The 12,321-nt window shown below is 40.8% G+C and carries 14 protein-coding genes; 4 read left to right on the top strand and 10 right to left on the bottom strand.

Features of this window, described 5'->3' with window-relative positions:
- Positions 1–94: 94 nt before the first annotated feature.
- Genes EAT1B_RS10890 through EAT1B_RS10880 form a run of 3 tightly spaced genes read right to left on the bottom strand, consistent with a single transcriptional unit; the run spans position 95 to position 1,089 of the window.
- A complete protein-coding gene (locus EAT1B_RS10890; RefSeq protein WP_015880619.1) occupies positions 95–565 on the bottom strand; it encodes a hypothetical protein in 471 nt (156 codons plus the stop codon).
- A gap of 9 nt (positions 566–574) precedes the next feature.
- A complete protein-coding gene (locus tag EAT1B_RS10885) occupies positions 575–772 on the bottom strand; it encodes a hypothetical protein (RefSeq protein WP_015880618.1) in 198 nt (65 codons plus the stop codon).
- Complete coding sequence (locus tag EAT1B_RS10880) at positions 769–1,089, bottom strand: nucleotide pyrophosphohydrolase (RefSeq protein WP_015880617.1); 321 nt, start codon at positions 1,087–1,089, stop codon at positions 769–771. Before EAT1B_RS10880 ends, EAT1B_RS10885 begins: the two co-directional genes overlap by 4 nt.
- 143 nt (positions 1,090–1,232) lie before the next feature.
- Between EAT1B_RS10880 and EAT1B_RS10875 the strand changes: the two genes are divergently transcribed.
- The 3 genes from EAT1B_RS10875 (at position 1,233) to EAT1B_RS10865 (ending at position 3,896) form a co-directional block, all read left to right on the top strand.
- The gene (locus tag EAT1B_RS10875) at positions 1,233–2,213 is read left to right on the top strand and encodes a LytTR family transcriptional regulator DNA-binding domain-containing protein (RefSeq protein ID WP_015880616.1); all 981 of its coding nucleotides are present in this window, start codon (positions 1,233–1,235) and stop codon (positions 2,211–2,213) included.
- 130 nt (positions 2,214–2,343) lie between these two features.
- Entirely contained in the window at positions 2,344–3,192 is an 849-nt protein-coding gene (locus tag EAT1B_RS10870) for an ABC transporter ATP-binding protein (protein WP_015880615.1), read from the top strand.
- The gene (locus tag EAT1B_RS10865) at positions 3,189–3,896 is read left to right on the top strand and encodes an ABC transporter permease (RefSeq protein WP_015880614.1); all 708 of its coding nucleotides are present in this window, start codon (positions 3,189–3,191) and stop codon (positions 3,894–3,896) included. The genes EAT1B_RS10870 and EAT1B_RS10865 overlap by 4 nt, the downstream gene beginning before the upstream one ends.
- A gap of 77 nt (positions 3,897–3,973) precedes the next feature.
- On the opposite strand, the gene EAT1B_RS10860 is transcribed toward EAT1B_RS10865, so the two are convergent.
- The 5 genes from EAT1B_RS10860 to EAT1B_RS10845 all read right to left on the bottom strand — a co-directional run bounded on the left by EAT1B_RS10860 (position 3,974) and on the right by EAT1B_RS10845 (position 8,432).
- The gene (locus EAT1B_RS10860) at positions 3,974–4,396 is read right to left on the bottom strand and encodes a hypothetical protein (RefSeq protein WP_015880613.1); all 423 of its coding nucleotides are present in this window, start codon (positions 4,394–4,396) and stop codon (positions 3,974–3,976) included.
- Positions 4,397–4,498: 102 nt separating this feature from the next.
- Positions 4,499–6,316 carry a Piwi domain-containing protein gene (locus EAT1B_RS10855; protein WP_015880612.1) on the bottom strand — a complete coding sequence of 606 codons (1,818 nt, stop codon included), beginning with the start codon at positions 6,314–6,316 and terminating at the stop codon, positions 4,499–4,501.
- Positions 6,313–6,603: a hypothetical protein gene (locus EAT1B_RS15665; protein WP_015880611.1), complete on the bottom strand. Its 291-nt coding sequence runs from the start codon at positions 6,601–6,603 to the stop codon at positions 6,313–6,315. The genes EAT1B_RS10855 and EAT1B_RS15665 overlap by 4 nt, the downstream gene beginning before the upstream one ends.
- Before the next feature lie 118 nt (positions 6,604–6,721).
- On the bottom strand, positions 6,722–8,122 hold the full coding sequence (locus EAT1B_RS10850; protein WP_015880610.1) for a hypothetical protein: 1,401 nt from the start codon (positions 8,120–8,122) through the stop codon (positions 6,722–6,724).
- A gap of 79 nt (positions 8,123–8,201) precedes the next feature.
- A complete protein-coding gene (locus EAT1B_RS10845) occupies positions 8,202–8,432 on the bottom strand; it encodes a DUF2188 domain-containing protein (RefSeq protein WP_015880609.1) in 231 nt (76 codons plus the stop codon).
- Between the two features lie 569 nt (positions 8,433–9,001).
- Here EAT1B_RS10845 and EAT1B_RS10840 point away from each other — a divergent pair.
- Positions 9,002–9,274: a hypothetical protein gene (locus EAT1B_RS10840; RefSeq protein WP_015880608.1), complete on the top strand. Its 273-nt coding sequence runs from the start codon at positions 9,002–9,004 to the stop codon at positions 9,272–9,274.
- A gap of 6 nt (positions 9,275–9,280) precedes the next feature.
- On the opposite strand, the gene EAT1B_RS10835 is transcribed toward EAT1B_RS10840, so the two are convergent.
- Positions 9,281–11,173 carry a DUF2075 domain-containing protein gene (locus EAT1B_RS10835; protein WP_015880607.1) on the bottom strand — a complete coding sequence of 631 codons (1,893 nt, stop codon included), beginning with the start codon at positions 11,171–11,173 and terminating at the stop codon, positions 9,281–9,283.
- Positions 11,160–12,200, bottom strand: a complete 1,041-nt coding sequence (locus EAT1B_RS10830; protein WP_015880606.1) for an HNH endonuclease — start codon at positions 12,198–12,200, stop codon at positions 11,160–11,162. Before EAT1B_RS10830 ends, EAT1B_RS10835 begins: the two co-directional genes overlap by 14 nt.
- Positions 12,201–12,321: the final 121 nt, after the last annotated feature.

Genomic DNA, 12,321 nt, shown 5'->3' with positions numbered 1-12,321 from the left:
AGACAAATCAGAGGGCGGTCCACGTATGCAAAGTTATATGTCGTTCAAGTAATGGTACATGGTATTCTCCTTTTCCAATATATTTCGAGTGCTTTCAATCAAAATGACCAACTTTCCCCCGACTGTATAATCGATGGGTCACATGAGACGCATCGACTTGCTTCAATTTGCGGTCAAGGCTCTCGGATGCGACGATACCAAATAAAACGAGACTACAAGCCAACAGCAATCCCGAAGCGTAACCTTCTCTAAATAAAATCATCATACTCAAGAGTGTAAATAGTACAATCATTCCAAAACCTAGAGCACACTCATACCAGACGAGTCGTCGATATCGTACGCTTTCGTTAAATGTCAAAAGAGCATTCGTCCGAAACACAAGCTTGATACAAGCCGTGACCGGAAATAAGCCGATGAACCAAGTCATTTCGGCTAACCGTTGATAATCGTTCCAGTAAAACAGAGCACCACTGAAGACAATCAAGAGCCCTACTTGAATCGCAAGACGGGTCGAGCGTTTTGCAGATGCGTACATATGATTGAAGCGTTGTTTCGTTTCACTCATCCACTCACCTCACGACATGACTTTTCGTTTCATCTGTTTCCAGTGTACAAACGCATTCGCAAACCAGATGATTGTTAGTAGCGGGAACATGACGTTCATCCAGTTCGCACGTTCTATGTAAAACAAGGGGATCGCAAGAAAGAGAGCCAAACTCAATATACCTGCTCCAAGATACATGAAAAATAGTAATCGGTGATTCGATTTCATCGTGAATCCTCTGTATTCAAAACCGGATACTTCACTGCGTTTTTCACGAGCTTGTCTTCAATTGCTTTCGAAACATCGATTCCAGCAGCGTGAGCGAACGTCAACGCGTAAATCAACACGTCAGCAAGCTCTTCTTCCATCTCCATCTTTTTCGTCTCAAGCGCTTCTTCACTCGACACCCATTGGAATACCTCAAGGAGCTCACTCGCCTCAAGCGACAGGGAAAGTGCCAAGTCTTTCGGATTATGATGGAACGCCCAATCGCGCTCATCTCGAAATTCAATTACTTTATCCATTAATCGTTGTACTTCGTTCATATTCCTCACGTCCCAATTCACAATTTTAATATCGTTAAACTCACTTCCATGTTACCAAAAGATGTAACTTCCATGTGTAATCATCTTCCTCTTAAGCCCTTCTCTGTAAAATGTTATACTCCAACTAAAAAGGGAGGGATTCGGTGCTTACTTTCCAAAACGTCTCGATTCGCCAACAAGACACACTCATTCTCGAAAACATTTCATTTACGATCCAACCAGGTGAGTTGGCCGCCATTCATTGTGGCGTGATTTCTCGGGAAATCATCTTCGGTCTCATCAGTCAGGAAATCAAGACTTATACCGGGAACATCGACCACGCTTCAACACTGTCCCTCTTCTCTATCCGGGACGGTTTATACGACCGACTCACCATCGAGGAGTATTTACGCTTTACCAAGCGCCTATATGATTCAGCTGACTCGGTCGACTCGGTGATGCAGCAACTCCAACTCACAACTTACCGCAAGCAACGCCTCCACCGTCTCAATCGTTCCCTTGTCAGACGCACACAGTACGCCGCGCTGCTTCTCCAGGACCGTGACCTGTATGTGTTTGAAGAACCTGACCAAGACGTGGACCAAGAGACACGCCACCTTCTACGCGATACGTTACAGACATTGACATCGAGACAAAAAGCCGTCCTCGTGTTGACGAGCAACATAGAGAGTGCGCTCTTCATGACATCGACCGTTTATCGGATCGACCATCGTCACTTGCGCTTGTTAGATGTGGAACCGGAAGAAGCGGATGAGACAGACATCTCATCTGAGGTCATCCATGTCCGTTTCGAGAAAATCCCGACGAAAGTGAATGAAAAAATCATTTTACTCGATCCTCCTGAAATCGACTTCATCGAAAGTCAGGACGGACAGTCGATTTTACATAGTCAATCGGATCAGTTCCCGAGCGTCTTCACGATGAACGAGCTCGAAACGCGTTTGACTCCGTACGGTTTCTTCCGCTGCCATCGGTCCTATCTCGTGAACTTACAACGTGTCCGCGAAGTCATCACCTATACGAAAAATAGCTTCAGTCTCGTCTTGGATGATCCAGAGAAGACAACGATTCCGTTATCTAAGACAAAAATGGCAGAATTGAAGACGATGATGGGGCTCAAATAGTCTCCATTCACAGTTCTATTCGCTTCGTTCACGTCATGATAAGCGCCATTTATCGCCATTTGAGTGCGGCCTTTCCCCATTCCTTATACGATAGAGGCAAGCAAGACGACATCGACAAGGAGGAACGGGAATGGAACCAATCATTCAAGTGAACGGGTTGAAGAAATTGTTTGGGAACGAGGAAGCGTTACATGATGTGACGTTTACCGTTGGAAAAGGGGAAGTGTTCGGCTTCTTGGGACCGAGTGGTTCAGGAAAGACGACGACGATTAAAATTTTGACGTCACAACTCGCACAGACGGCCGGTGATGCAACCGTATTCGGTGTGCCGGTCGCTGACTTGAAACAAGAACAGTACCGTAAACGCATCGGCGTGTTGACGGACAATAGTGGTCTCTATACACGACTTTCTATAGAAGAGAACTTAAGCTTATATTGTGACCTCTATGATGAACCAAAGACTCGGATCGATGAGGTATTGAACATGGTCAATCTTAACGGGGAACGGAAAAAGCGCATCGACAAACTCTCTAGAGGGATGTTGCAACGGGTGACGCTCGCACGCGCCCTTCTTCATGAGCCAGAGCTCCTGTTTCTAGATGAACCGACCTCGGCTCTCGACCCCGTCAATTCTCGACATATCTATAAAGGGATTGAACGGTTGAAGGCAAACGGAACGACCATCTTTCTGACGACACACGACATGCAAGAAGCCGAAGAGCTGTGTGACCGTGTCGCTTTCTTACATCAAGGATCGATTCAACTACTAGATGCCCCAAACGTATTGCGCAGGAAATATGCGACGGGATCGATGCGGGTCGAATTGAACAACGGCCAAATGCATGAAGTGACGCAAACCGACGAAGGCGCGGAATGGCTCCATAAACAGATGCGTGCTAAAAATATCGCGTCAATCCATTCCAATGAGCCGACACTCGGCGACATCTTTATCGAAGTGACAGGGAGGAAATTATCATGACTTTTTCAATGAAACGCGCACTCGCTATTTTCCAAAAAGACTATAAAGATTTGTCTCGAAACTTATTCGTCTCGTCGACCTTGATTATGCCGCTCTTCTTCGCTGTCTTCTATTCGCGAATCGGTGACGGCGGCGTCGATATCACGTACTTCGTCATCAACATCACGTTTAGCCTCGTGGCCATCTTCGTACAATGTGCGTTGATTGCCGAAGAGAAGGAGAAGAACACGCTTCGCGGGCTCATGTTGTCCCCGGCGAGTACGCTCGACATCTTGCTCGGAAAGAGTGCCCTCACGTTCGTGACGACGATGATCCTAATCGTAGCCTCGTCATTTTTGATGGATTACGCTCCAAAAAATCTGGCTGTGATCGCCCTCGCGCTCATCGTCTCGACATTCTTTTATATCGGGATCGGCACGATGTTCGGCTTGATGACGAAGACAGTCATGGAAGCTTCATTGATTGTCATGTTACCGTTCTTTTTCTTCTCGTTCTCACCGATGTTGTTGCCACTAGAGGACCGTTTTGCCATCATCGGAGTGCTCGAGTATTTACCGAACGTGCTCTTGATTGATGTGGCTCATCAAGTGGAAGACGGTGCGAACTTCGGTGCCGTCGGGCTAGAACTCGGTTTGCTCACAGCTTGGGCGCTTGCTGCATTCGTCGGTAGCGTCGTGATGTATAACCGGAAACAGACGGATTGAACAAATAAGGAGCGACGAATCACCTCGTCGCTCCTACTACGTTTAAATACTTCGTACACCAACCAGACTTACGACACTCAATCTTTTTTCGTCAGCAAATTAGTAAGTGTTTTTCTCACTTCTGGATTTTTTGCTAATGCTAATGCGGCACCACTGACTCCTGCTACAATCGATGCTCCCATCCATTTCTTAAACTCCGAATCTTTTTGAAATGACTTATCTACCATGCGTTCAATACGATCATTGAGTTTGTCTCTATTTTCATCCGATAGGTTGTCTTCTTTAAGTTGCTCGGAAAAGACATCAATCGCTCTATCAATCGTATTGTACACTTTATCTTGCGATTTTGAGCCGACTCCCCCCATGTTGCTAACGGCATTTATGACGTCTGGAGTATGCTTCAATATCATTTCGTATTGTTGAAAAGGGATGTCATTCATCTCATGTTCATCTCCTATAAGCTGTTTTGCAGATTGAACAATTTCTCCTTTTTCATTCATCACTCTACCTCCTAGTGTAATCTCAGTTCAATGATATGATACCCAATATTCGACAAACAGGAATACTGATAATAACGATATGACAACTTTCAACTTTACATGTTATACAAACGGCAATGCCTCTTCATGTTCTGTATTCGCATTGAGCAAGCCACGGTTATGGAACGTCGAACTTAAATCTGCATAATGCGTTGTGATTGGCAGTCTTGTTTTCAATAGCGAGTGGACGTGCATGAACGATAAGCGATAGACATCTGTCAAAATGGCTTCAAACGGCAAGGTCGTTGTTTGTTGTACGACTTTGAGTGGTTTTGCCATCCCGACACGCGCATGAGGATTCGTCGAGAGGAGATAGCCCATGCGCTCTTTGGTATAACTGAGTCCCTGTGAAGTTTTCCACTCATCTTCATGAATCGCCATCCGTCGATTGATATTCTTCAAAATTTCCACGTAGTCGAATTGAATTTCACGCGGAGATAGAATTGAATCAATAAGAGTCAAATCTTCACGCCCAAATCCATCTCGATGGAACGTGATATGCTTAGGGGCATGTCCGTACTGTTCTTCAAATGCATGTAATGTATCATAGACAATCTCTCTCATCGTCTCAGAACTGATTTTCTCCCCCGCTTCACTTGTCGAGAGTGCTTTCTGCTTAATCATCGCCCCGTCTTTCCCAATGATTTGAATGATGCCTGCTGCATGTTTACCATTCTCATGACTTACGTCTAATCCGACAAAACAATCCGAATGGAGTGGCTCACCAAGAATCCAGGGTTGTAGACCTGCCTTCACGTAAATCCCCAGTAGAATGTTGTATAGCGTGTCCTCAGAATTCAATACACGGTCATGTAACTCGACGCATTGCGTCACCACATCCTGCTTCCCGCCAAATTGCCTTTTGATGGCTTGATATGAATGTTGGAGCGATGCTTCCTCGGCAATGACAACGACGACACCTTCAAAATGTTGAGGGATATTCTTTAGTTGGTATAGAATATCTTCTGTCTGCAACAAATCAGAAGGTAGTTTCTGGCTCAATCCTTTTGGTTTATGCGAGACATTGAGGGTCACCCCAAAGCGCTCAGAGGTAGTTTTTAGTTTATTGATAAACTCTAGGACTTGCAGTTTTTGATGATCTCGTAATTTCGGGTCGACAAAGAAACTGACGGTCGCCTCTCCTGTTTCATATACACCACCTTGCTTTAAGCCAGTTTTTGCATAACTCGTGGTCCTCCCTTTACCGAATCGGAGACGTGGCGAAGGCAACGTTTGAATTGAGTAACCAAGACGAGCTGCTCGTACATCTTGTCGCTCAAACTGAAGCATTGGGAGACGACCAATTAACGCGAGCGCTTCCGGCATAAGTTTCGACATGCGTGCGTCAGGTGACAATTTGATGATGCGGCTGACTGCACCGAGATGTCTAGCTGGAATCGTCTCAAAGGAACAACTCTGTTTCAGTTGCTCAGGTAAGTAGATAAGGATCTGATTGTTTCGATCTTTGACGTGTACGACGAGAGCGTCTGGTTCTATGACTCGTTTCGGATCTTTCTTTGCGAAATAATCAATGATCGAACACCTCATAATCGGGCTCACTTCATTTGCTCGGTATGGTGCGACCTCTACAAATTCGTACTCATACGATTTCGGGTGAGTCGAATCGATGACGCGCATCCCTGCAGATACGGATTTCGGATCACGCTTAATCTGCTGCAATAAGTTTTCACGGTATTCAAATTGATGAGTCAAATCGAATCCGAATACAATTTCAGCCGTCTCAGATACATTCACATTGAGATCTAATGCCGGATAAATGAGCAGCCCACTTGTAGACTTTGGATGCGCCTGTTTCGAGCGGAACTTTCCACGGTTCATCATGTAATTTGGATGAGCCAATCGCTCCAACTGTTTTTTCAACAGACGTTCAAGTAATGTTCGCTCGACATTCCGTGATGGACTGATCGGACGCGCCTCATATTGAAGAAACGTCTCGTCTCCCCATTGTTTGATTTCCTCAAATGAAGCAATGTACTGATCGAAAACACCATCGGTTGAAAATTGTTCAATTTATTCAAGTGAAAAATCAACTTCCCACCCTGCGTATTTCGTGATGATGGATCTTTGAGCGGTACGGTATAGAGATGGAGTGTCACTTCCGTTGCTTTCGTTAACGCTCGCCATTCTGTTAAATAATATTGGTTCATCTTTCCCTCATCCTTCCCCATTGTTCAATTCTTGCATCCACTATAACGGATTCCCTAATATTAGGTAGATAAAATAACGAATAGGGTTCAAATGAGAAGTGTACTACCTGAGACATAATTAATTTTGCTTTTCGATTCTGCTAAAACGAATTAACTGGTTTTCTTCTTTTCGCTCTGATTCTAATAATAAATCCATTGTTGTTAGCCACTGCTGATTCCGCATTTTTGCTGGCAGAATACTATCTAAATCGCTTTCAGAAGGGCTCGTCCATATTTTCTTCAGATGACGTTCAACTTGAGGAGACCATTTAATTTTATAGTATGCACTTGACGCACTATTACTAAGATAAAACTCGTGATCTCGTTTGGAATAGAATAATAATTTGTATTTCTTCGAACTGATAATCGGCTGAAGTCCATTGAGAAAATTTATGATTCCATTTAATTTATTGAACTGAGAAGCGACTAAAATGTCACTAAAGATTAATGGCGTTTTCTTTCCCTTTAAAAGCAAATTTATAAAAGCGGGGTGGGTAATAACCACTTCTCCGTATTTTTTCGCCTGATTACTCTTAGGTATTAGATTATACAAACGTTTATTTAAATTGTATTGGAACTCATAGTGCTTTAAAAATTGTGGCTGCATCAACTGATTTACGACATCTTGAGAAAATTCAGGTTCATTCAATTGATGCCAATGTCCAATCGGTAAGTATCCCATGGCGATAGGATGATCGAGCATTCTATCGATAAAAAAATCTTTTTTATTCATTTCTATGTACATTAATTTGGTAATTTTGTATGAGTTATAACGAGGTTTCTGTAATTCATGCTTATTAAACTCTTTATAAATCATTAGCATTTGAGTCAAATGATTCCGAATTACTTTTATCGCTGCTTCTTCTCGCTGGATGGGTTGCTTTCTGGATTTAAGTTTTTCAGTTCTCCTTGAGACGGCAATTTGTAACTCTCTTAATTGATTTTGAAGTAGTGTAGGCATTTGATATACGGATGACGTGTATTCTTGTTCTGCTAATTTTACTTGTGGATGAATATTAGACAGAATATCACTGAGTTCCACTTCTCGGAGTAATCGATATTCTGCATCAATTGACTTTCGATACTCTTCATTCGCGTACTGCTTGGCACAATCTACTCCAATGAAGAAAAATTTATCACTTTTCCGTTTTGTCATCTTTACTTTCTGTCTCTTTAATTTCGTATTGCATAAATGGCACTTCAATTCTTCATTAGAATTCAATGGGATTGGAATATCAAACTTAAATTCAGTAAGTGCATCATTATATAGTTGTCCAAAAGACTTTTCTAAATTAGAAGGGATTGCACATGTATAGGAAGGCGATGTTGACGTATTCTCACTTTCAAGTAAATTGTATTTTTTAATCGATTCTTGAACGTTATATTCAAAATGTGGAAATAGTTTCAGCACGTCGCTGTAATATAAAATAATCAACTCTCCGCGGCGAAAGTTCCGTAAAATATACTCACTTGTTTTCATAAAGTCCTCCCATGATAAAATTCCTTTACTGTATAGAGAATGGTGTGCCGTGAGACACACCACTCAAGTTCAACTATTTTTAGCCTTTCGGTGGATATGGATCAGATCCGTAAGTGTTTTTTTCACGGATTTTTCCTTGGTTGTTATGAATGAAGAGCTCAGACTGTTGGTTCCTAGCAATAGTTCTTCCAAAGTTAATCGCTTCTCGCTGTGTATCAAACGTCTTTGTTGCTTTTTGATTTCCAGCACCCTTCACTTGATATCCCCCATCCTTATGTGGAGTTACATGTTGATTTTTTCCTTTACTCATTGATTAAAATCTCCTTTGACAATAGATTAAGAACGAACCATCTGTTTATATTTCAAAGTTTATTTGATAAAATCAATTAAGTCTTTTTATAACTAGTCAAGCGAGTTCTGCCAAACTCACTTGACTTTTTTTATTGCTTTTTTATCTCACGATTAATTTTTACCGTGATACATTTCAATCTATCACCGCCTTCTATAAAAACAGATCATTCGTTCGTGTTATTAACGTACCACCATATCCAGAAAAAATAAAGCGGATATCCTATATATAGTTTCAAAATAAATAAAATTATATAATCGAACACAATATATAGTTTATTAAAAACACAACTATTCAAATTTGCTAAATCCTAATGTGTCACAATCCTTAATAATGATTGATTTGACTTCTTTGATTCAGTAATTAATAGTGTCTCTAGTTTTTGTCCTTCATTTGCTGCCTGTAAAAAAATAACCCTTCGTTTCATAGATAGTACTTCTGCTTGAAATAAAGCAATACGTTTTAGCAAGTTCATCGACTGAACGTAGCTTGCTCAATTTGTCCTTTTAATTGAAATGAGATCTTCCTTCATGTTTAATGCCAACAAATTAATGATTCCGTTTTCATTTACAAACGAAATAAATTTTCCTTTTGAATTTAAAAATGGTCGTCAGATAAAACATGTATTCCATCCCTTAGATATTGTGGATTACTACTCAGAGTATCCAAATGGTGATGGAAGATATATTGTGTTGCTTTCTAGAGACACTAATATTGATAGTGAGACGTTTGAGTCATTATCAAAACCTGTCCACGTCTACTTGATTGCTCATTCTAACTTTTTAACCGAAAGAAAAATGTAACTAGAGTCAAACTTCTCTAGTTACATTTTCATATTCATTACTCGTAAAAGCTATCCGCTGCTTAAAATACTTTTGAAGTTCAGGATTACAACAATACACATAACACCCCTTCATCCCCCGAGTCATTAATGTGCGATACGTATTTTTCACGAGACGCTCAAGAGCGTCCACTTCATTCTTCTTCGGTTTTGCCGGTCTAGCCCCACTATCTTTGAATTCTTCCCGCCGTACAATCAATTGTCTTGATTGTGGATCATAACCTAAATCAGGACCGATGATTACACCTGCATAAGTCATTTCTAAGCCTTGTACTGTATGGATGCATCCAATCTGTTCACGTCCATCTTGATGAATAGCCCAGTCTAAACGTTTTGAATCATTCCAAGGCATTGCGAAATCATGCTCAGGAATCTGTACATCTGCAACAAGCTGTCCGTTTAATCGTTCTTTCGTCCAACTCCATGCATACCCAGCCGTAACGCGACCGTCACGTTTTGACACAACTTCGTCAATCAATTGCTGTGGTGAGTCTAATACTTGAATGTCATATGATCCGTCTAATTCAATTTCCTCTTCATTATTAAAAAATCTATTTATCCATTCAATATAGTTACCTGATCCACCACATCGAAATTGAGAATCCAATGTTAATTCGTGAATAATAGCATTTTGCTTATTGGCTTCCTCTTTAATCAATGAATAGGACCCAATATCTTTCTTCGAAATCATTTGCTCATCATCAATAAAGAAAACACTCATTTTCGCACTCCGAATAATTTGAGTCGCTTGATTCTCTCCTTCAATTTTTCGTTGCATATGTCCATGATTTTTTAATCGGTGCGCCTCATCACAAACTAATACGTCAATTTTATTCATTTGAGTATCTACGTAAGAACCGGAACCTTTAAACATATCTCGAATTTCAATCATGCTCTTTTGTCTTGCCAGCTTTTTTCGTAAGACTTCTCGGAAAGCTGCATTCGGCGTAATATACTCGACTAATGCCTGCTCATTCATGAGTGCCTTTAGAGCATTCAAACCGATTACGGATTTCCCAGTCCCCGGTCCACCTTTAATTAATACAACATGCTTCTCGTCCCTATGTAACACATGCTCAGTATAAATCGTTAAAATCTGTTCATAGGCAACTTTCTGTTCATCTAACAAAATGAACTCTTCGTTCCCCTCAAACATTAGATTTAATGTTTCTACCAATTTTTTGGAAGGTCTCAATTTTCCTGTCTCAATTTCTGAAGCGATTTCTGACCCTTGACCGGCACCGACTCGTTTCGTTACATAATCCGCTAAATGAAGGTCGTCCATTTTGAAATAAATCGGTGCTTCCTTGTAATAATGGCTGTATCGATCATTCAATAAAGGTTCATTTTCATGTTTCCTTGATCGAATATAATTATGTAAATAAGCGCATGAATCAAGTGTTATATCAGACTCGATTGGATCTACCGATTCAAGATAATTTTCCAAGTATCGGCGGTACGATAAGGCTTGATAAGAAGGATGAACTGTCGATTGGGTTCTTCCGTAAAATGCGGTTTGGACGATACCATCTCCGTCAGCGAGATCAGCTTTCGTCCATTGCTTTAGTTCGATAATAATTGCATTCTTTTGACCATCCTTATCTTTCCCCGCAATAATGAAATCAATTCGTTTTTGAGTTGATGGTAAATTAAACTCAAGAAGAATATTTACGTCATCAGGTATCGATTCTCCTCGAATGACCCGCATCATCTCTGAAAGTGAGTTTTCCCATGAAATCATCTCGGAAGCACTAACGCGCCGATTCATTTTTTCTTCGATGTTTTTACTAAGGATATAACTAATTTCTTTTTCTAAGATGTGCTCTACAAACATGTACTTGGGTTCGTTATAAATAATCATGATTTCCTCCAGGGTTAGATTTTATTCTATTTTTCAACTGTTCAATCGTTAAGTACTCGCCACCTTCTTTTCGATGTAGCATCGCATGGCAATTTGGACAAACCGGTCTTAAGTCAGTTATTGGATCCACCACATAATTCTGTCCAATCTCATGAAGTGGTTTAATGTGATGGACGTGAATAAAATCTCTACCGACTTCACCATATATTTTTTCAAAGTTGATTTGGCAAACCTGACAGCTCACCCCGTAGTACTCCATGCATCTTTTACGTGCGAGCGGATTACGTTCATACGTATTAACTGTAACGACTTTTCGTTTTCCTTCTTCTAATGACTCTGCTACTTCGTCTGCATAATACTCAGCTGTTAAATCCTTGTCGAAAAACGAAGTGATGTAGTCTTTCAATTCTCCCATCAACTTCATCGACCCTTGAATATTTCCTTTCAACCCATATTCTCGCAAATATTCTAATGACAATAGGTCAGTGTCTACTTCGTCTATCAAACGAATGCGAGACCAGTCCAATTCTTTAGAATCCTCAAATTGATCTTCACTTTTCCGAAATGTAAGATCGTAATTCACATCTGAAGAGCGCACAACCCCTTCAATTACTTCAACTTTATAACGTACTTTCTGAATATAGCCAGACAGATAGATAAATAGGATGTCCCCATTTTCATAGTTGAAGGACCGTCTCCAATGTAAAAAATCATATCGACCAAAAGCACTCTCTAAGTCATATTCATTCGGATTTGCTGGGATGAGCCAAATCCGACGGGCATTATGATGGTCTCTCTCTTCTAATTCAATCCTTCTCTTTAATGCAATATCCTTTGGAGCAATAAATCGATACTCATCCTCTTGGTCAAAAAATGGAATGTTATATGTATAGCCTCTCTCAATCGCGTTAAAGCATTTCGACTTATTTAAATTTAAAAGGTCTGAGAAGAAAGTTGCTGCTAATTGAATATTCGACTCTTCCCTTAGTCTCTGATTATTTTTAAAAATTGTAATCGGTGTTGCCATTTCAAACTCTCCTTCTCTGTTAGAAATTAAATCATGTATTAATATAGTTTCGTCGTAACTTTATACTACACGAGGCCACTGCTTGATTTTTCGTCTTTGCGCTTTTGACTACACCTCATAA

The sequence above is a fragment of the Exiguobacterium sp. AT1b genome, from assembly GCF_000023045.1.
Lineage (GTDB): Bacteria > Bacillota > Bacilli > Exiguobacteriales > Exiguobacteriaceae > Exiguobacterium.
Note: the sequence above shows the minus strand (reverse complement) of the source record. Positions and strands in the feature narration are given on the sequence as shown.